Consider the following 18,299-nt stretch of genomic DNA (forward strand, 5'->3'; position numbering starts at 1 on the left):
TTCGATCAAAACCGACCAAAGCACTGACAGAGCAAAACCACCACCCTGCCAGCCCGGCGCATTCTATCCGAATCAGCCGCCAGCGCAACCCTTTTATTCATCTAACTCGCTGATTAACAAGGAGTTTTCAGATCAGGCAGCGCTGTAAGAGGCGCGCATTATAGGCCCCAGAACTTACCCGTCAACGGCTTTTTGCGAAGTTTTTGTCATCTTCGCCCCCGCAACCGACAAACGTCCTGCGAACAAAGGTAGGCGAAGCGCCAGCAAGACAACTCCGCAAGCCGCATAAACAGACCATTCAGCAATATCTGAGCGTACAACCCACAGCATATGTAGCAGCGCCAACCCAAGAATCACATAGACACTCTTGTGCAGCTGACGCCAACGGGTGCCCAAGCGCCGCTGGCTATACCGATTTGACGTCAGCGCTAGCACTGACAATCCCAGCAAAGCCATCACCCCCACAATGATATAGGGGCGCTCACTCAAATCAGCCCGCAACCGCTCCATATTCAGCCCAAGAATGAACAGCAGGTAGCCCGTCATATGCAGCAGGACATAAGCAAAACACCACAAACCCAATTGTCGACGCACAGCCAGCCAGCCAGCCCAGCCAGTCAAACGCCGCAATGGCGTCATGCTCAGTGTGAACAACAGCAGAATCAACGCACCCTGCCCCAACCTGTCCACAAGGACCTTGCCGGGATCAGGCCCCGTCAGCTGCATCATTCCCTGGTAAAGCCAAAACAAAGGGAGCGACAGTGCCACCGCGAACACAGCACCCCGCCAAAGCGAATAGCGCATCAGTAGTACTTCCGTAAGTCGAGGTCACCATAGAGTGACGCCACTTCGTCATAGCCATTGAACAGCCGAGTCGGTATTACATTGGGGCTAAACAGGCTATTGGGCAGGCGCCGCTCGGTAGCCTGACTCCAGCGCGGGTGATCCACCTGCGGATTGACGTTGGCATAGAAGCCGTACTCGTCGGGCGCGAGGCTCTCCCAAGTCGTCCTTGGCTGCTCCGCCACAAGACTGATACGCACGATGGACTTGATGCTCTTGAAGCCATATTTCCATGGCACCACCAAGCGCAACGGCGCACCATTCTGATTAGGCAGAACGCGACCATAGAGCCCCACAGCCATAATCGTCAGAGGGTGCATGGCTTCATCCATGCGCAGACCTTCGACATAAGGCCAGTCAATCAGCGAGAAGCCCGAGCGGACTCCGGCCATCTGCTCTGGCGCCACTCGCGTTTCGAAACGCACGTATTTCGCAGCGCCCGTAGGCTCGGCGCGCTTGATCAACTCGGCCAGCGGAAAGCCTAACCAGGGAATGACCATCGACCAAGCCTCGACACAACGCAATCGGTAGATCCGCTCCTCCAGGCGATGCGGCTGAACCAAATGCTCCAGAGAAACCACGCCCGGCTTGGCGACCTCACCATCGATCATTACCGACCACGGCTCCACCTCCAGCTTGCCTGCATAACGCGCAGGATCACCTTTGTTAGTGCCGAACTCGTAGAAGTTGTTGTAACGGGTAACGTCGGAATACGGCGTCAGCGCCTCGTCACCTGCAGTGACCGCCTGCCAGTGCACCTGGGGTAGCTTGCTGGCGAACCATGCGGGTGAAGCGCCTGCCTCGACATCGGCATAGCGCGCCTCATCTGCATAGGCAGTCGTCGCCCCCGCAGCTAGCGCACCAGCAGCTGCAGACAGAAAACGACGACGAGACAGATAAACAGACTCAGGGGTAACTTCGGATTCGCGCGCAGCGGAAACGGGAGGAGTCTTGATGAGCATAGCGGGCTCCACAACCTTGACGACTGATGCGCCAATAGACTGCGGAGCCGGGGAAAAATTACATCACTCGACCGATTTGCGGCGACGCATTTGCAGCAGGTATTGCACCGGACCGGATACTGCATAGGCGAGGAAGATCAGCAGCAGGATACGGGGCGGATCGCTGAAAACCACTGCAAAGACCAGCACAACCACCAGAATCGCCACGAAGGGTACGCGGCCTTTGAAGTCGAGATCCTTGAAGCTGTAGAACTTGATATTGCTGACCATCAAGACACCCGCCATCGCCACCAGCAGCGCATAAAGCATGACCACCGGCACCGGCATATCCACGCCGTCGACACCAAAGTCCTTCAGCGCCCACACCATGCCGGCCACCACACCAGCCGCCGCGGGACTGGCCAAGCCAACGAACCACTTCTTGTCGACCTTGCCGATCTGGGTATTGAAGCGAGCCAGACGCAGAGCTGCGCAAGCCGTGTAGATGAACGCTACGGTCAGACCGACATTACCCAGCTCGGACAACGCCCACTGGTATGCCAGCAATGCCGGAGCCAGGCCAAAAGCCACCATATCGGACAGCGAGTCGTACTCGGCGCCGAAGGCGCTCTGGGTATTGGTCAGGCGGGCAACTCGCCCATCCAGACCATCCAGCACCATGGCAATGAAAACCGCGACAGCCGCATATTCGAACTTGCCGTTCATGGCGCTGACGATGGCAAAGAAACCGGCAAACAAATTGCCCGTGGTGAACAGGTTGGGTAGCAGGTAGATCCCCCGATGGCGCACTTTGCGGCCTTCGTCGTCATGCCCTTCTTCGACATGCTCATCGATAGGCAGCAGGCTTTCTTCTTCGGAGCTCTTGGCAGAGTCCTCGGGGCGTTCGTTCATGAGCAATACCTTGCAGCGGTTAAATACGATTACGACCGGCGCCAGCACTCGAGGTTCGCTGGCAACGCCGTTCAGCGAGAAGGCTTTATACCAGAAGCCACCCGACGCATAAAAAAACGCGGCCTAAGCCGCGTTCTTTTCGAGCGTCAGATGACCTTAGTTCTTGGTCTTGTCGACGATCTTGTTGGCAGAGATCCACGGCATCATGGCACGCAGCTTCTCACCCACCACTTCGATGCCGTGTGCAGCATTGTTGCGGCGGTAGGCGGTCATGGACGGGTAGTTGGCAGCGCCTTCGCTGATGAACATCTTGGCGTATTCGCCGTCCTGAATGCGCTTCAGAGCGTTGCGCATGGCCTGGCGGGACTCGGCGTTGATCACTTCCGGGCCGGTCACGTACTCGCCGTACTCGGCGTTGTTGGAGATCGAGTAGTTCATGTTGGCGATGCCGCCTTCGAACATCAGGTCGACGATCAGCTTCAGCTCGTGCAGGCACTCGAAGTAGGCCATTTCCGGGGCGTAACCGGCTTCGACCAGGGTGTCGAAACCAGCCTTGACCAGCTCGACGCAACCGCCACAGAGAACAGCCTGCTCACCGAACAGGTCGGTCTCGGTCTCGTCCTTGAAGGTGGTTTCAATGATGCCGGTACGGCCACCGCCGACGCCTGCGGCGTAGGACAGAGCAACGTTCTTGGCGTTGCCGGAAGCGTCCTGATAAACAGCGATCAGGTCAGGGATACCGCCACCCTTGACGAACTCGGAACGCACGGTGTGGCCCGGGGCCTTCGGCGCGATCATGATCACGTCGAGGTCGGCACGCGGAACAACCTGGTTGTAATGGATGGAGAAGCCGTGGGAGAAGGCCAGGGTGGCGCCCTTCTTGATGTTTGGCTCGATCTCGTCCTTGTACAGGCGGCCCTGGAACTCGTCCGGGGTCAGGATCATGACCAGGTCGGCGTTGGCAACGGCAGTGGCCACATCGGTGACTTTCAGGCCATGGGCCTCGGCCTTGGCGACAGTAGCGGAGCCTTTGCGCAGACCGATGGTGACGTCCACACCGGAGTCCTTCAGGTTGCACGCCTGAGCGTGGCCCTGGGAGCCGTAGCCGATCACGGCGACTTTCTTACCCTGGATGATGGAGAGGTCGCAGTCTTTGTCGTAATAAACTTTCATGTTCTTGGCTCTTGTAGATCGAATGGGATGAGGTGCACAGCACCGCTACGGGGGCACCTTAAGCGATCGCACCCATTGCGTAAAATGATATATTTGCAACACAACATGCCGATATATGAAACGCAATGGATAGCCACGCACTCAGACTTTTCCTCGCCCTGGCGGACAACCTGCACTTCGGCAAAACCAGTCGCGAGCAGCATGTCAGTCCTTCGGCGCTCAGCCGCAGCATCAAGCAACTCGAAGACGAACTTGGCGCCAGGCTGTTTCTGCGCGACAACCGCTCGGTTCGCCTGACCCGCGAAGGGCAGCAGTTCCGCACATACGCCCAGGAAGTCATGAACGGCTGGCAAGCTATCCGTCAGGCATTCAAGCAGGATCAGCTGATCCTGCACGGCGAGCTTTCCCTGTATTGCTCGGTCACCGCGAGCTACAGCTTCCTGTACGACATTCTGAGCAGCTTCCGGCAGAACTACCCGCGTATCGAAATGAAGCTGCACACCGGAGATCCGGAAAAAGCGGTTGAACGTGTGCAGCAGGGCTTGGAAGACCTCGCCATCGGCGCTCGCCCGGAAACCCTGCCGGCCGACATTGAATTCCAACCCATCGCCCGCTCCGAGCTGCGCTTTATCGGCCCGCAGTCATCCCAACTGCTCAGCGACGAGCAGTTGAAACACCCCAGTGCGGAAAGCTGGCAGGACGTGCCGATGATCCTTTCCGAAGAGGGCCTCGCGCGGGCGCGCACCGACCGCTGGCTAAAGAGCCATAACATCAAACCGCGTATCTACGCCCAGGTCAGCGGCAACGAGGCCATCGTCAGCATGGTCAGCCTGGGCTTCGGCATTGGCGTAGTGCCGCAGATCGTCTTGGATAACAGCCCACTGACCGCACGCATCCGCCTCTACGACATCCAGCCGCCCCTGACCGCCTATGACATCGGCCTGTTCGCCCTGCAGAAACGCCTAAAGGACCCGCTGATCGCCGCGTTCTGGAACCGCCAGAAATAAAAAGCCCCGCACTGGGCGGGGCTTTTTCACAACATGCCGATCAGATGCTCAGCACCTTGTCGCCACGCGCAATGCCGGTGACACCACTGCGCACGGTTTCCAGAATCGACGCAGTGCCGATGGCCTGGATGAAGCTGTCCAGCTTGTCGCTGGTTCCGGCCAACTGGATGGTGTAGACACTGCTGGTCACGTCGACGATCTGCCCGCGGAAGATGTCGGTGGTGCGCTTGACCTCGGCGCGCTGGGCTCCGGTGGCCTTCACTTTCACCAGCATCAGCTCGCGCTCGATATGGGCGCTTTCCGACAGGTTCACCAGCTTGACCACTTCGATCAGTTTGTTGAGGTTCTTGGTGATCTGCTCGATCACATCGTCATGACCCACGGTGGTCAACGTCAGACGCGACAAGGTCGGGTCTTCGGTTGGCGCCACGGTCAGGCTTTCGATGTTGTAGTTACGCTGAGAGAACAGGCCAACGATGCGCGACAGTGCGCCCGGTTCGTTTTCCAGCAACAGGGAAATGATATGGCGCATGGTCAGGTCCGCTCCGTCTTGCTCAGCCACATGTCACGCATGGCACCACCGCGAATCTGCATCGGGTACACGTGCTCGCTGGTATCCACGGCGATGTCGAGGAACACCAGACGGTTCTTCATGGCGAAGGCTTCTTCCATCTTCGGCTTGAGGTCTTTCAGGTCGGTGATGCGCATGCCCACGTGACCATAGGCCTCGGCCAGCTTGACGAAGTCAGGCAGCGACTCCATGTAGGAGTGCGAGTAACGGCTGCTGTACTGCATGTCCTGCCACTGGCGAACCATGCCCAACGCACCGTTGTTCAGGTTGATGATCTTCACCGGCAGGTCGTACTGCAGGCAGGTCGACAGCTCCTGAATGTTCATCTGAATGCTGCCTTCGCCGGTCACACAAGCCACGTCGGCATCCGGGAAGTTCAGCTTGACGCCCATGGCAGCCGGGAAGCCGAAGCCCATGGTGCCCAGGCCACCGGAGTTGATCCAGCGGTTAGGCTTATTAAAGCGGTAGTACTGCGCCGCGAACATCTGGTGCTGACCGACATCGGAGGTGATGAAGGCATCGCCCTTGGTCACTTCGCTCAGGGTCTCGATCACGGTTTGCGGTTTGATAATGCTGCCGTCACCCTCGTTGTAAGGGAACAGACGGCCACTGCCGCGCCACTCGTCGATCTGCTTCCACCAGCTGGCAACGGTGTCCTTGTTCGGGGTTTCACCGATTTCCTTAAGGATGGCGACCATCTCGGTCAGCACACTGTCGACCGGGCCAACGATCGGGATGTCGGCCTTGACGGTCTTGGAGATCGAAGCCGGATCAATGTCGATATGAATGATCTTGGCGTTCGGGCAGAACTTGGCACCGGTCTCGCCGTTGATCACGCGGTCATCGAAGCGCGCGCCCACCGCCAGGATCACATCGGCGTGGTGCATGGCCAGGTTGGCGGTGTAGCTGCCGTGCATGCCGAGCATGCCGACGAACTGGCGGTCGGTGCCCGGGTAGGCGCCCAGGCCCATCAGGGTGTTGGTCACCGGAATATTGAGCATGCGCGCCAGTTCGGTCAGCTGCTCGGAAGCGCCGCCCATGACCACGCCACCGCCGGAGTACATGACCGGACGCTTGGCGGCCAGCAGCATTTCGGCAGCCTTGCGGATCTGCCCGGAATGACCACGGGTAGCCGGGCTGTAGGAACGCAGCTTGACCTTCTTCGGATAGCTGTACTCGAACTTCTGGGTCGGATCACCCATGTCCTTGGGAATATCCACGACCACAGGGCCGGGACGACCGGACTGGGCCAGGTAGAAGGCCTTCTTGATCACTTCGGGAATTTCCGAAGGGTGCTTGATGATGAAGCTGTGCTTCACGATCGGCCGGGAGATACCGACCATGTCGGTCTCCTGGAAGGCGTCGGTGCCGACCACGGTGCTGGGCACCTGACCGGAGATGACCACCATCGGAATCGAATCCATATAAGCGGTAGCGATGCCGGTGACGGCATTGGTCGCCCCCGGACCGGATGTCACCAGTACCACGCCGGCCTTGCCGGTGGCGCGGGCGTAGCCGTCCGCCATATGGGTAGCAGCCTGCTCGTGACGAACCAGAATGTGGGTCACTTCAGGCTCTTTGAACAGAGCATCGTAGATGTGCAGGAGGGCACCGCCCGGGTACCCGTAGATGTACTTCACGCCTTCGTCACGCAACGAGCGGACGACCATTTCAGCGCCGGATAAAAGCTCCACGTTGTTCACCTCTAAAACGCCAGATTACCACCCGACAACGAGTGGTCCTTGAAGTAGGTCTTACTGGTCGGCAGACGAGCGCGACTGTGGTCGCGAATAGTGCAGGGGCCTGCTTGACGAGTAGCGGAACGGCCCAATCTTGCGGAGCCTTTCCTTCCCAGCGCGAGGTAACGCGTTGCGGGTGTAACGGGGGTCGGCACGGATAGCGCCTTTTTCCACTGAGCTGAAGGACGCTTGCGGCGGACTCCACTACAGCAGGAAGACGCGATTGTTCGGATTACTGAACGGCAAGTCAAGCTGTAACACGCAGTTTATTGCAATCGCGGCTTGTGACCTGGCGCAGGATGAAGATTCGCGGGATTTGGTTATAGTAACCGGCAGGTTTTTGCTGCCGACATCAAGAAGGATATGACATGCGTCGCATGATTCTCGCGTGCAGTGTGCTGCTCGCCCTGAGCACCACCGTTAGTGCTGGCCAGATCTACAAGTGGGTGGACGCACAGGGCAATGTTCACTTTGGCTCGCAGCCGCCGGAGGGCCAGAAAGCAGCCGAGGTGAACCCCAATATTTCCCAACCCAAGCCACCCGCCCCGCAGGTAACCGCCACGCCAGCAGATAGCGAAGACGCCGTGCAAGAAAAGCTCGACCAGCAGGCACGCGAGGACGTGGCCAAGAATGAAGCAGAGAGAAAAGTCTACTGCGAGCGCATCCGCAAGGACTTGGCGCAGATGAAAGCCAACCCGCGGGTTCGCATCGAGGATGGTGGCGAGCTGCGCCGACTGACCGAAGAAGAGCGCCAGGAACGCATCAGCAAGAGCGAAGCCTCCATCAAGGAAAACTGCCAGTAACCGCTCGACTCAAGAGCGCTCAGTGAGCGCTCTTGATCAGACGATCAAACGCCTCCAACTCGCGCAACAACCCCAGCACTTCCGCTTCACGACCGCGGTAACGCATATCGGCCATCTCGCGGATCCCCGAAGCCGTCGGCAGAGGGCCTCCCGACTCCAGCAACACCTTCATCCGCGGCAGAAACAACCACTGCAGCCAGGCCTCGAAACTCATGGTATCGACGCAGAACGGCTGCACGCTGGCTAGCGCCTCGTCACTAGGCGCCTCAACAGACCAGAACCCCAGTACACGCAGCTCCCGCTCGATCAGCAGCAACTGATCGGCGAGCGCAGAAAAACGCGAGTCCATCAGAGATTGACCCGAGCGCGTTCGCGCGCCTGCGCAGCACCAGCAGGATCACCCTGGCGCTCTCGCGCTTGCGCGATCAGGTCCCACAGACCGGCCTGCAGAGCCGGACGCCCATTGGCGTAAGTCAGACCACGGCGAGCCAGCTGCTCGGCCTGAGCGGCATCACCCTGAGCAAGGCGCACTTCGGCAAGACGATAAAGCACCTGCGGCTCACGCGGCGCGATGCGTTGAGCGCGCTCCAGGCTGGACGATGCACCCTCCAGATCGCCGCTGCTCTGCTGTTGCTGGGCGCTGGTCAGCAGCGCCAGCACCGGGCCGTCGAGTTGCTCATCAGCAGCCAGCATGGTGCCACTGGGGATACCACTGGGCACGCTGGGAGTCATCGGCTGTTGCTGGTAGACATCACCATTGCCAGGCAAAGGCGCACTGCTCAGCGGAGCCGGCTCGAAAGTCGAGGGCGTGGCACTGCTGCCATCCGGAAAGGTCTGCAGGGGCGCCGAACCCGCACCGCCCGGCACCATCACCACGACACCGGAGTCCTGCGGCAGATTCTGCGATTGTGCCTGCGCTGTCGGCGCGGCAGGCGAACCATAACCACCGCCCTGCTCGTCATCGAGCAGACGACCACTGGAGTCCACCACGGGAATGGAGCCCTGCTGCACGCCGGCACAGCCCGTCAGCACCGCAGATGCCACTACTACCGCAACCCACCACTTAGCCATGCACATTCACTCCGCAATCAATTGAGCCAGCCGCGTACCCAGTCCATGACCGAGTCCGCCGGAGCACCCATACCGCAAGGGGCGCCCGCAGCGGGTTCGCTACCCCGTATATAAGGAATTTGTACCGCATTCGGGCAACCCGCCGCAGAGCCCTGGCCACTGGCGGCGTCCACCCAGGCCGACGTCACGTTATCCGGCATCGGCATGTCCAGCGGCAGCGGATCGGCCTTTTTCATGAAGCCAGTCCAAACCTGCAGCGCACCGGTGGCACCGGTCAACGGCGTCTTGCCGTTGTCATCACGGCCGAGCCAAACCACCGCCAGCAAATCCTGACTGAAGCCGGCAAACCAGCTATCGCGCGAGTCGTTGCTGGTGCCGGTCTTGCCCGCCAAGGTCAGATTGGACGACAACTGGCTGTAAACCGAGCGTCCGGTACCCTCGCGCATCACCCGCTGCATGGCGTTCTGCACCAGATAGATCGCACCAGGATCGAAGCGCTGCTGAATGCGGAACTGATAGCGCTTCAGCGGCTCGCCTTCGGCAGCCAGCACATTGCGGATACCGCGCAGCGGCGTATTGAAGCCGCCATTGGCCAGGGTCTGGTACATGGTCGCCACCTCCATCGGGCTCAGGGCGCCAGCCCCCAGCAGCATCGAGGGATAAGCCGGCCACTCGCGCTCGACCCCCAGGCGCGCAAGGGTTTTGAGTACGTTGGGCACGCCCAGTTCCAGACCGAGCTTGGCCGTCGACAAATTGTAGGAATTGGCCAGCCCCTGATAGAGGTAGATGGTGCCGTGGGCCTTGCGGTCGTAGTTCTGCGGTCGCCAGACCTGGCCATCCTGCCCCTTCACGGAGAACGGTGTGTCCTCCAGCCAGCTGGTCAGGGTGTACTGACTGGGTCGCTCCAGCGCAGTCAGATAGATCGCAGGCTTGATCAGCGAGCCAATGGGCCGGTTGGCGTCCAGCGCCCGGTTGAAGCCGGCATAACGTGGCTGACGGCTGCCGATCAGCGCCTGCACTTCCCCGGTTTCCGGATTGGTGACCACCATCGCCGCCTCGACCTCATCCACACCCTTGCGCCCGGACAGACGCTTGAGCGTTTCACTGAGCGCAGACTCGGCCTTGAGCTGGATGATTGGGTCGAAACTGGTGAAGATGCGCAGCCCTTCCTCGGTCAGATCTTCCTCGCGGTAATCCTGGCGCAGCTGGCGCTTGACCAGGTCAAGGAAACCCGGGAAGGAACTGTCGGCCAGACTGCCGCGCTTGGTCACGCCCAACGGCTTCTTCTTAGCGGCCTCGCCCTGCTCGGCACTGACCACGCCCTGCTGCACCAGTAGATCGAGGACCAGGTTACGACGTTCCAGCGCACGCTCCGGATTACGTCGGGGGTTGTAATAGGTCGGTCCCTTGACCATGCCGACCAGCAATGCCACCTGGTCCAACTTCAACTCGCCCAGCGGCTGACTGAAGAAATACTGGCTGGCCAGGCCGAAGCCATGCACGGCGCGCTGGCCATCCTGACCGAGGAACACCTCGTTGAGATAGGCCTCAAGAATTTCCTGCTTGTCGTAGTGCAACTCCAGCAGCACCGCCATCATGGCCTCGGTGAGCTTGCGGGTCAGACTACGCTCGCTGGTGAGGTAGAAGTTCTTCACCAGCTGCTGGGTCAGGGTGCTGCCACCCTGGCGCAGTTGACCGGCAGTCGCGTTGACCCACACCGCACGGGCGATACCCTTGGGTGACACGCCGAAGTGATTGAAGAACTCGCGATCCTCAACCGCCACCAGGGTTTCCACCAGGTAAGGCGGCGTCTGATCCAGCTTGATGAGAATGCGGTCCTCGTGATGCGCCGGGTATAGACCACCGATCAACAGCGGCTCCATACGCGCCACAGCCAGATTGCTGCCATTGCCCTGGGTCAGCCCGGCCACGTAGTCACCAGAGAATTTCACCCGCACTCGCTGCGCCGGCTCAACTCCCTCATAAAACTGAAAGCCGCGTGTATGCAGATCAACCAGATTGCCGTTGACCGCCGCGGCGCCCGGGCCATTGGCCGCACCCTCGCGGCGATAGCCGAGGGCATCCAGTTCGGTGAGGAAGTCCGCCTTGCTCAGCTTCTGACCGACGAACAGCTCCAATGGCCGCGCATAGACCTTGGCCGGGACCGTCCAGCGCTTGCCGGAGAATTTCTCCTGCACCACGGCATCCAGATAAACGGCAAAGCCGGCCAGCAGCACCAGGCCGACCAGCGACAGTTTGAACAGCCAGCCCAGCCAGGAACGGGAGCTGCCGGAGCGGCGCTTGGCGCCTTTACGGGGAGTACGGGATCGAGTCATGGCGCGGGATTATACGCACTTTGGCAAGCCCAGCCAGGCGCGCTCCGGCGGTTTGCAGAGTGCCGCACAGCGGCCATAATGCCGTCCCTTACCGACTTCAGAATGCAAGGAAAGACCGTGAGCCAAGCCCTGATTGCCGCCCTGCAGAACCCGGCCCTCTACCCCCACCCGGTGGAAGGCTTCCAGGTAATCGAGACGCACATCTCCTGGGTGCTGCTCACCGGCCCCTTCGCCTACAAGATCAAGAAACCGATGAACTTCGGCTTCCTCGACTTCACCACCCTGGAACAGCGCCAGCACTTCTGCGGCGAAGAGCTGCGCCTCAACCAGCGTCTCACCGAGGGTCTGTACCTCGATGTACTGCCGATCACCGGCAGCGAGAGCGCTCCTCAGCTGGGCGGAGATGGCCCGGCCATCGAGTATGCGCTGAAGATGCGCCAGTTCCCGCAGAGCCAACTGCTCAGCGCCGTGCAGGCCCGCGGCGAACTGACCCCGGCGCACATCGACGCCCTGGCCCGGCAGATCGCTGACTTCCACGCCCGCACCCCAGCCGTGGCCGCGGATCATTCGTTGTGTTCGGCGCAGGCCATCGTCGCGCCGATGCGCCAGAACTTTGAGCAGATCCGCCCGCTGCTCAGCGACGCCGCCGACCTACGCCAGGTCGACGCCCTGGAAGCCTGGACCGAGGCCAACATCATCCGCCTGGAGCCGCTGCTGGCACAGCGCGCCGCCAATGGCTCGATCCGCGAGTGCCACGGCGACATCCATCTGGGCAACGCCACTCTGCTCGACGGTTCCGTGGTGCTGTTCGATTGCATCGAGTTCAATGAGCCGTTCCGCCTGATCGACATCGCCTCGGACGCCGCGTTCCTCGCCATGGACCTGGAAGACCGCGGCCTCAAGGCGCTGTCGCGGCGCTTCGTCAGCGCCTGGCTGGAGCACAGCGGCGACTACGCGGCGCTGGAGCTGTTCAACTTCTACAAAGCTTACCGCGCCCTGGTACGGGCGAAGGTCGCGCTGTTCAGCCTGGCACACCAGAGCGATGCCGTGCAGAAGGCCGCCACCCTGCGCCAATACCGCAACTACGCCAACCTGGCGGAAAGCTACAGCGCCATCCCCTCGCCCTTCCTGGCCATCACCAGCGGCGTGTCCGCCGTTGGCAAGAGCCATGTTGCGCTGCGCCTGGTCGAGGCTCTGGGGGCTATCCGCATCCGCTCGGATATGGAGCGCAAGCGCCTGTTCGGCGAACAGGCGGAGGCCGACAAAGGCACCCTGCGCGCCGGCATTTATAGCCCGGAGGCCACCGCCGCCACTTACAAACACCTGCACCAGCTGGCGGAAAGTGCTCTGCATGCAGGCTTCCCGGTGGTGCTGGACGCCGCCTACCTCAAACATGCCCAGCGCGCTGCAGCCTGGCAGGTTGCCGAGCAGAACGGCGCCCCCTTCCTGATTCTGGACTGCCAAGCGCCCCTGGACGTCATTGCCGCATGGTTGCAACAGCGCCAGGCCGAAGGCAACGACCCCTCCGATGCCACCCTGGAAGTGATCGAAGCCCAGCTGGCTGGTCGGGAAGAGCTGAGCGCCGACGAGCAGGCTCATAGCCGCCGCGTCGACACGCACCAGGCCTCCAGCCTGGACAGCCTGATCGACAGCATTCGTCAACGCCTGCCGGGGCTCTGAAACACCCCCCTCAGGGCCTGTCTATACTGCCGACAGGCCCTGAACGGAGGCACCCCATGAGCCAGCCCCAGCAACTGGATTCACCGCTGTACCGCCTGCTGCGCAACGAGAAAGTCAGCGAGTTCAACCAGCAGAAGCCCAAGGACGGCAGCATTGACCTGCGCGGAGCCGATCTGCGCGGCCTCGATCTGCGCCAACTGGACGCCAGCCGCATCGACTTTACCGACGCCTATTTCCGCGGTGCCGACCTGCGTGGTCTGGATCTGCGCGAAGCCAATCTGCAGGGCGCCAGCATCGCCCATGCACAGATTTCCGGGGCTTACTTCCCCGCACAATTGGGCGCCGATGAAATCCTGCTCTCCATGCAGTTCGGTACGCGCATGCGCTATCGCACCGCATGAGCGAAGTTGCCGGCCTGTTTGGCAATCGCGCCAGCGCCTACGCCAGTTTCCGCCCCAGTTACCCGGAAGCGCTGTTCACCTGGCTAGTCAAGCACAGCCCCGCCCAGCAACGCGTACTGGACATTGCCTGCGGCACCGGTCAAGCGACCCGGCCGCTGCAGCGCCACTTCGACCAGGTATTGGCTTGCGACGCGAGCCTGGAACAACTGCGTGCCGCTGACCTACAAGGCATCGATAGCTTCGTAGCCGACGCCTGCAAGCAGCCACTGGAAGACAGCAGCCTCGATCTGATCGTCGTGGCCCAGGCCCTGCACTGGTTCGCCACACCCGCTTTTTTTACCGAAGCGCATCGCCTGCTCAAGCCTCACGGACTGTTCTGCGCCTGGTGCTACAACCTGCTGCGCATAGATGAAACGCTCGACCCACTGATCGACGACTTCTACTGGAACACACTCGGCGCCTACTGGCCGAGCGGCCGCGCCAGTGTGGATGCCGGCTACAGCGACATTCAGTGCCCCTTCACCCGCCTGGCTCCACCCGACCTCGCCATTGAACAACACTGGACACTCGACCAACTGCTGGGCTACCTCAGCACCTGGTCGGCCGTGCAGAGGCTGCATCACGCCAGCGGCCGCGACCCACTGCAAGAGGTCGCCCCCAAACTGAGCAAGGCCTGGGGCGACGGGCAGCAGGGGCGATTTATACGTTGGCCGCTACACTTCCTCGCAGGGACTCCCCATAACCCCCATTCGTGACTGCGCAGCAATGCAAGGAAAGGAGGCGCAATGAATGATGAACTGCAACACCTGAGGAACCTGGGCAAGACATCGGCACAATGGTTACATGCCGTGGGTATCCACAGCGCCAGCGACCTACGGCGCCTCGGTTCAGTGGACGCCTACAGAGCGGTTCGCGCCCGAGGTTTTCGCGCCTCCAAGGTACTGCTTTACGCCATAGAAGGCGCGCTGCTCGATGTTCACTGGAACGAACTGCCGCCAGACCTCAAGGCCCAGCTCAATGGCCAACTGGACGAACAGCGACCAGGCAACAAGAGCTAGCTCACAACCTCCGAGCCGCGGGATTTACCTGCATCGCGCCGCCGCCTATTGTTGCCGCTAGCGACGTGCCTTATCGTCAGCCCAGTCAGTTCAAGGAACCAACGTCATGTACCTACTCGGGGAGCAACCGGCCTACGCCGATCAGCTGATCCAACGCCTGCAGAGCATTCCCACCCAGTTACTGGACGGGCTGCAGTCCAGCGGAGCACCGCTGCGCCTCGAACAGGTCGAAGACCTGGCCAAGATACTGCCCGGCAATCAGCTGTACATCATCGAGAACGGCCTGCTGCATGCTCAGGTCGATGAGCGCCCGCTGTTCTATCTGCAGGAAGGCGACCTGGTCGGTCTGCGCCAGGGCATAGACCTGCCCAGCTGCCGCTACAGCAGCGAGGAACAACTGACCCTGATTCCCTACTCGCGCAGTGAAGTGTTCCAGCACATCTACGCCAGCGAGCAGCGCCAGGAACTCTTCATCCAGTACCTGATCGGCCATACGGCGCTGCTCTCCGACGCTCTGGCCCGCCTCAAGCAGCCGGAAATACGCCCGGCAACCGGTTTTCAACACTTCGCCACCGGTGAAGAGCTGATCCAGCAGGGCGACGATGCAGACCATGTATTCGTGATCATCGAGGGCCATGCCGATGCCTACGTGGATGGGCAGAAGGTCGGCGATGTGCAAAAAGACGAGATCTTCGGCGCCATGGCCGTGTTCACCCGCGAGAAACGCAGCGCGACGGTGATCGCCAGCGAGCCGTGCACCGTCATGGTCATCCCCAAGGATCAGTTCCTCAGCCTGATGCAGAGCAACCCGCGCATCGCTCACAGCCTGATCGAAAGCATGGCGCGCCGCATCGACCTGATGAACAAGGAAGTCACTCAGTTGCGTGCGCAGACGCAAGCGAACTGAGCTCCTGGTCCTGGAAAAACAAACCCCGGCCTCACGCCGGGGTTTGTTTTTGTAGCCGCCTCATCTTTTCGAAAATAATTCTCATCCAACCGTTGACTCAAAAATGAGAATTGTTATTATTACCACAACTGATCGCGAGATCAGCCGGTAAGCTGAGAGGCCATTCAGTCGGACTCTTCAGATTATCTCCTCATCAGGCTAATCACGGTTATTGACCCGGCACTTTGCCGGGTCTTTTTTTGCCCGAAAGACAATGGCACCTGGTAGAGCATGACGCCGCCAGGTGCCGGAAGAGCTCTACCAGCCCACGCCCAGGCCAATCAGGTAGCGCCGCTCGTTGGTGTCGCCATACACGCTGGCGACCTTGTCCCACTCTGCCTTGAGGCTCAGTGCAGCCCAGCTGTTGAGTTTGTAGCGAATACCCGCCTCGGTATCGATGATGTAGTCAATCTCATCGACGAAGGGAGCCCCCACCTCGCCCAGGGTATACAGCTCAAAACTCTTGCCGATCAGGTAACGCTTGTAGTCCCACTCAAGTGCAGCCGAGTTGAAGTGCTCGCTGCTGCCATCGGCAAATACATAGTCGTTGCGGTTGAACAACCCGGCCATGGAAAACGCGCCCAGCTCATTGTCCCAAAACTGGTAGCCGGGCCCGGTACCGACGGTACGCTGGGTTTCCAGATCCTCGACGCGGTCGTGGGTGTATTTCAGCTGGCCCTGCCAGAAGAATTGCTGGGTGAGGAAGTAGTCGAGGTCGTAGTTCAGCTCGACACGGTCGGTCTTGCGCTCGCCGTCCTTGGTCTCGTGGTCATACTCGGCCGCAATACCGTGACGCCAGGCGCCGTGCCGGGCCTTGGTATCCAGATCGATGTCATAGTCCTCGACATCGTTCTCGGCGCGCTTGTAGTCGGCGGAAAAATCCAGATTGCCCGTCCAGGTCAGGTCTTGTACCAGCGGCTTGGGCGGCAGCATCTGACTGATTGACGTCAACGCCACCACCTTGGGCTCAGTGCCATTGACCAGCTCGACCTGCCCCTCACCCGCAGCTCGAATCGACTTGGTGTGCTCACCGACGAAGTCGTCCTGCTTGACCAGCAGCGCCTGCTCGCTTTCCAGCGTGGCAATCTTCTTCACATCCAGGGTGATGTTGCCGGCATAGTCAGTTTTGAGCAGTAGCTTGCCGCCATCGAAGAGCACAATACTACCAGTCAGCTTGTCACCATTCTTCAGCCAGACCGTATCGGCCAACGCAACAGGAGAGCTGGCGAGAAGCGCCAGATAGAGCAGGGAACGAGAGAATTTCATAGGCATCAGGGGGCTGGTTGCGAACAAAGGCGCGCATTATCCGGATGCGCACCTACGGAGCAAGCACAGACCCCCACACTGCCATGGAGTTCAGGCGATTCGCTTACCAACCCACGCCAATACCAATCAAATAGTGTCTATCGGAGATTGTCGAACCCAGGCCACGCAGCTGGTTCAACTCATAGAGCAAAGACAGCCGCGCCCAATCGTTGACCCGATAACGTAGCCCCATCTCGCCATCGAGCACGTAGTCAACCTCTGCGATCTGTGGCACCTGAACCTCGGCATTGGTGTAGAACTCCACCCGCGCTCCCCAGAGCAGGCGCTTGTAGTCCCACTCCAGAGACCAACTGTCGAACTCCAGCGCGTCATAAGAGGTTTCGAGACGCACCCGATTGAACTGGGTGACCAGATCGAAGCGCCCCAGCTCGTCATCCCAGAAGCGATAGCCTGGCCCGGTGCCAAGCACCCGCTGGCTATTGATCTCCTCGAACTGGTCATCGTGCTGTTCATAGCCGCCTCGCCAGAACCAGTGTTCAGTGAGAAACCGGTCGAGGTCGTATTCCAGCTCCCAGTTGTCCTCGGATTTCTCGCCATTCTCCGTTTCACGCTCCAACTCACCACGCAACACATGTCGCCATCGACCATGCTCAATCCGAGTGTCGCCCTTGAGCCGCCACTCATCGGTGTGATCCTCGTTGCGCTCCATATCCAACTTGGCATCCAGGTTGCCTTCCCAGTGTCGATCCTTGAGCACCGGACGCGGTGGCACCAGACGATTGATCTCCGCCATCGCCACCACCTGCTCGCGGCCATTGACCAGGCGCACCATGCCGGGGCCTGCCGGCTTGAGGCGTTCGCTCTGCTCGCTGTCGAGGCCGTTGCGCCGTAGCATGAAGGACTTGTCGGCACTCAGTGTCTCGATATCCTTCCAGTCGATCAGCACACGCCCGGCATACTTGGTTTTCAACACCAGCTTGCCGCCATCGAGCAGCAGGATTTCGCCGCTCAGGCGGTCGCCATTGTTCAACCACACGGTATCGGCCTGCGCCGGCAACCACAGGGTCGACAAGCAGCACAGCAGCAGGATGCGCAAAGACATGAACAGAACACCACGCAAGCAAGCGGAAACTGTGCCTGAACATGCCCCAGCACTGCCCTCCACGGCAAGCGCCGAAGAGCGCCGCGCCGCACTCTACCTGGTGCTGGCGGCGATCCCGGAAGGCAAGGTGATCGCCTATGGCGAGCTGGCGATGCTGGCCGGCCTGGGCCGCGCAGCACGCTGGGTGGGGCGCACCCTCAGCCAGCTGCCGGAAGATACGCGCCTGCCCTGGCATCGCGTGCTTGGCGCCGGTGGCCGCCTGAGCCTGCCTGCGGGCAGTGTCCCCGGCGCCGAGCAGCGCGCACGCCTGCGCAGCGAAGGCCTGACCATCAACAATGAGCGTGTCGATATGCGCCGCCACGGCTGGCGCCCGCATGAGCCTGCAGACACATTGGAATAGCGACTGCCTGAGCGCACAACTTGCGTAGCAATACCGACAGCCCCTAGAGT

General features: G+C 60.6%; 19 protein-coding genes. 8 read left to right on the forward strand and 11 right to left on the reverse strand.

The genetic code is table 11. The features are described from left to right. Nucleotides 1–174: 174 nt before the first annotated feature. The 4 genes from msrQ to ilvC form a co-directional block, all read right to left on the reverse strand. Nucleotides 175–804, reverse strand: coding sequence for a protein-methionine-sulfoxide reductase heme-binding subunit MsrQ (msrQ, locus tag ACF8C6_RS18520; RefSeq protein WP_392500672.1), 630 nt, complete (start codon nt 802–804; stop codon nt 175–177). Next, entirely contained in the window at nt 804–1,805 is a 1,002-nt protein-coding gene (msrP, locus tag ACF8C6_RS18525) for a protein-methionine-sulfoxide reductase catalytic subunit MsrP (protein WP_392500673.1), read from the reverse strand. Before msrP ends, msrQ begins: the two co-directional genes overlap by 1 nt. Before the next feature lie 63 nt (nt 1,806–1,868). Beyond that, nucleotides 1,869–2,696 (reverse strand): CDP-diacylglycerol--serine O-phosphatidyltransferase, encoded by an 828-nt coding sequence (pssA, locus tag ACF8C6_RS18530; RefSeq protein WP_277689236.1) that lies wholly within the window; start codon nt 2,694–2,696, stop codon nt 1,869–1,871. Nucleotides 2,697–2,852: 156 nt separating this feature from the next. Then, nucleotides 2,853–3,869 (reverse strand): ketol-acid reductoisomerase, encoded by a 1,017-nt coding sequence (ilvC, locus tag ACF8C6_RS18535; protein ID WP_277689235.1) that lies wholly within the window; start codon nt 3,867–3,869, stop codon nt 2,853–2,855. A gap of 125 nt (nt 3,870–3,994) precedes the next feature. Between ilvC and ilvY the strand changes: the two genes are divergently transcribed. Next, nucleotides 3,995–4,876 (forward strand): HTH-type transcriptional activator IlvY, encoded by an 882-nt coding sequence (gene ilvY, locus ACF8C6_RS18540; protein ID WP_392500675.1) that lies wholly within the window; start codon nt 3,995–3,997, stop codon nt 4,874–4,876. Between the two features lie 40 nt (nt 4,877–4,916). On the opposite strand, the gene ilvN is transcribed toward ilvY, so the two are convergent. After that, nucleotides 4,917–5,408 carry an acetolactate synthase small subunit gene (ilvN, locus tag ACF8C6_RS18545; RefSeq protein ID WP_068829612.1) on the reverse strand — a complete coding sequence of 164 codons (492 nt, stop codon included), beginning with the start codon at nt 5,406–5,408 and terminating at the stop codon, nt 4,917–4,919. A gap of 2 nt (nt 5,409–5,410) precedes the next feature. Continuing rightward, on the reverse strand, nt 5,411–7,141 hold the full coding sequence (locus ACF8C6_RS18550; RefSeq protein WP_392500676.1) for an acetolactate synthase 3 large subunit: 1,731 nt from the start codon (nt 7,139–7,141) through the stop codon (nt 5,411–5,413). 413 nt (nt 7,142–7,554) lie between these two features. Between ACF8C6_RS18550 and ACF8C6_RS18555 the strand changes: the two genes are divergently transcribed. After that, complete coding sequence (locus ACF8C6_RS18555) at nt 7,555–7,989, forward strand: DUF4124 domain-containing protein (RefSeq protein ID WP_392500677.1); 435 nt, start codon at nt 7,555–7,557, stop codon at nt 7,987–7,989. A 19-nt stretch (nt 7,990–8,008) separates the two neighbouring features. Here ACF8C6_RS18555 and ACF8C6_RS18560 read toward each other — a convergent pair whose 3' ends face one another. Genes ACF8C6_RS18560 through mrcB form a run of 3 tightly spaced genes read right to left on the reverse strand, consistent with a single transcriptional unit; the run spans nt 8,009 to nt 11,396 of the window. Beyond that, the gene (locus ACF8C6_RS18560) at nt 8,009–8,338 is read right to left on the reverse strand and encodes a YqcC family protein (RefSeq protein WP_392500678.1); all 330 of its coding nucleotides are present in this window, start codon (nt 8,336–8,338) and stop codon (nt 8,009–8,011) included. Then, nucleotides 8,338–9,060 carry a tetratricopeptide repeat protein gene (locus ACF8C6_RS18565; RefSeq protein ID WP_392500679.1) on the reverse strand — a complete coding sequence of 241 codons (723 nt, stop codon included), beginning with the start codon at nt 9,058–9,060 and terminating at the stop codon, nt 8,338–8,340. Before ACF8C6_RS18565 ends, ACF8C6_RS18560 begins: the two co-directional genes overlap by 1 nt. A gap of 17 nt (nt 9,061–9,077) precedes the next feature. Then, a complete protein-coding gene (gene mrcB / locus ACF8C6_RS18570) occupies nt 9,078–11,396 on the reverse strand; it encodes a penicillin-binding protein 1B (RefSeq protein ID WP_392500681.1) in 2,319 nt (772 codons plus the stop codon). Between the two features lie 117 nt (nt 11,397–11,513). Here mrcB and ACF8C6_RS18575 point away from each other — a divergent pair, with 117 nt between their 5' ends. The 5 genes from ACF8C6_RS18575 (at nt 11,514) to ACF8C6_RS18595 (ending at nt 15,442) form a co-directional block, all read left to right on the forward strand. Then, the gene (locus tag ACF8C6_RS18575) at nt 11,514–13,076 is read left to right on the forward strand and encodes an AAA family ATPase (RefSeq protein WP_392500682.1); all 1,563 of its coding nucleotides are present in this window, start codon (nt 11,514–11,516) and stop codon (nt 13,074–13,076) included. Nucleotides 13,077–13,132: 56 nt separating this feature from the next. Continuing rightward, a complete protein-coding gene (locus ACF8C6_RS18580; protein ID WP_392500683.1) occupies nt 13,133–13,477 on the forward strand; it encodes a pentapeptide repeat-containing protein in 345 nt (114 codons plus the stop codon). Further along, nucleotides 13,474–14,232 (forward strand): class I SAM-dependent methyltransferase, encoded by a 759-nt coding sequence (locus tag ACF8C6_RS18585; RefSeq protein WP_392500684.1) that lies wholly within the window; start codon nt 13,474–13,476, stop codon nt 14,230–14,232. Before ACF8C6_RS18580 ends, ACF8C6_RS18585 begins: the two co-directional genes overlap by 4 nt. A gap of 30 nt (nt 14,233–14,262) precedes the next feature. Beyond that, on the forward strand, nt 14,263–14,535 hold the full coding sequence (locus ACF8C6_RS18590; RefSeq protein WP_392500686.1) for a TfoX/Sxy family protein: 273 nt from the start codon (nt 14,263–14,265) through the stop codon (nt 14,533–14,535). A 106-nt stretch (nt 14,536–14,641) separates the two neighbouring features. Next, nucleotides 14,642–15,442 (forward strand): cyclic nucleotide-binding domain-containing protein, encoded by an 801-nt coding sequence (locus tag ACF8C6_RS18595; protein ID WP_277689222.1) that lies wholly within the window; start codon nt 14,642–14,644, stop codon nt 15,440–15,442. 297 nt (nt 15,443–15,739) lie between these two features. Here the strand turns inward: ACF8C6_RS18595 and ACF8C6_RS18600 are convergent, their stop codons facing one another. Together ACF8C6_RS18600 and ACF8C6_RS18605 are read right to left on the reverse strand one after the other, a co-directional pair. Continuing rightward, nucleotides 15,740–16,753 (reverse strand): DUF481 domain-containing protein, encoded by a 1,014-nt coding sequence (locus ACF8C6_RS18600; RefSeq protein ID WP_392500688.1) that lies wholly within the window; start codon nt 16,751–16,753, stop codon nt 15,740–15,742. 97 nt (nt 16,754–16,850) lie between these two features. After that, the gene (locus tag ACF8C6_RS18605) at nt 16,851–17,849 is read right to left on the reverse strand and encodes a DUF481 domain-containing protein (protein WP_392500690.1); all 999 of its coding nucleotides are present in this window, start codon (nt 17,847–17,849) and stop codon (nt 16,851–16,853) included. Between ACF8C6_RS18605 and ACF8C6_RS18610 the strand changes: the two genes are divergently transcribed. Beyond that, nucleotides 17,848–18,249, forward strand: coding sequence for an MGMT family protein (locus ACF8C6_RS18610; RefSeq protein ID WP_392500691.1), 402 nt, complete (start codon nt 17,848–17,850; stop codon nt 18,247–18,249). The genes ACF8C6_RS18605 and ACF8C6_RS18610 overlap by 2 nt on opposite strands. Nucleotides 18,250–18,299: the final 50 nt, after the last annotated feature.

It is taken from the genome of Pseudomonas sp. zbq_18, from assembly GCF_043102245.1.
Classification (GTDB): Bacteria; Pseudomonadota; Gammaproteobacteria; order Pseudomonadales; family Pseudomonadaceae; genus Aquipseudomonas.

Bases quoted from the DNA above. Each gene is read 5' to 3' on its own strand.
- msrQ (WP_392500672.1), bottom strand. From the start codon at position 804: ATGCGCTATTCGCTTTGGCGGGGTGCTGTGTTCGCGGTGGCACTGTCG.
- msrP (WP_392500673.1), bottom strand. From the start codon at position 1,805: ATGCTCATCAAGACTCCTCCCGTTTCCGCTGCGCGCGAATCCGAAGTT.
- pssA (WP_277689236.1), bottom strand. From the start codon at position 2,696: ATGAACGAACGCCCCGAGGACTCTGCCAAGAGCTCCGAAGAAGAAAGC.
- ilvC (WP_277689235.1), bottom strand. From the start codon at position 3,869: ATGAAAGTTTATTACGACAAAGACTGCGACCTCTCCATCATCCAGGGT.
- ilvY (WP_392500675.1), top strand. From the start codon at position 3,995: ATGGATAGCCACGCACTCAGACTTTTCCTCGCCCTGGCGGACAACCTG.
- ilvN (WP_068829612.1), bottom strand. From the start codon at position 5,408: ATGCGCCATATCATTTCCCTGTTGCTGGAAAACGAACCGGGCGCACTG.
- ACF8C6_RS18555 (WP_392500677.1), top strand. From the start codon at position 7,555: ATGCGTCGCATGATTCTCGCGTGCAGTGTGCTGCTCGCCCTGAGCACC.
- ACF8C6_RS18560 (WP_392500678.1), bottom strand. From the start codon at position 8,338: ATGGACTCGCGTTTTTCTGCGCTCGCCGATCAGTTGCTGCTGATCGAG.
- ACF8C6_RS18565 (WP_392500679.1), bottom strand. From the start codon at position 9,060: ATGGCTAAGTGGTGGGTTGCGGTAGTAGTGGCATCTGCGGTGCTGACG.
- mrcB (WP_392500681.1), bottom strand. From the start codon at position 11,396: ATGACTCGATCCCGTACTCCCCGTAAAGGCGCCAAGCGCCGCTCCGGC.
- ACF8C6_RS18580 (WP_392500683.1), top strand. From the start codon at position 13,133: ATGAGCCAGCCCCAGCAACTGGATTCACCGCTGTACCGCCTGCTGCGC.
- ACF8C6_RS18585 (WP_392500684.1), top strand. From the start codon at position 13,474: ATGAGCGAAGTTGCCGGCCTGTTTGGCAATCGCGCCAGCGCCTACGCC.
- ACF8C6_RS18590 (WP_392500686.1), top strand. From the start codon at position 14,263: ATGAATGATGAACTGCAACACCTGAGGAACCTGGGCAAGACATCGGCA.
- ACF8C6_RS18595 (WP_277689222.1), top strand. From the start codon at position 14,642: ATGTACCTACTCGGGGAGCAACCGGCCTACGCCGATCAGCTGATCCAA.
- ACF8C6_RS18600 (WP_392500688.1), bottom strand. From the start codon at position 16,753: ATGCCTATGAAATTCTCTCGTTCCCTGCTCTATCTGGCGCTTCTCGCC.
- ACF8C6_RS18610 (WP_392500691.1), top strand. From the start codon at position 17,848: ATGAACAGAACACCACGCAAGCAAGCGGAAACTGTGCCTGAACATGCC.
- ACF8C6_RS18605 (WP_392500690.1), bottom strand. From the start codon at position 17,849: ATGTCTTTGCGCATCCTGCTGCTGTGCTGCTTGTCGACCCTGTGGTTG.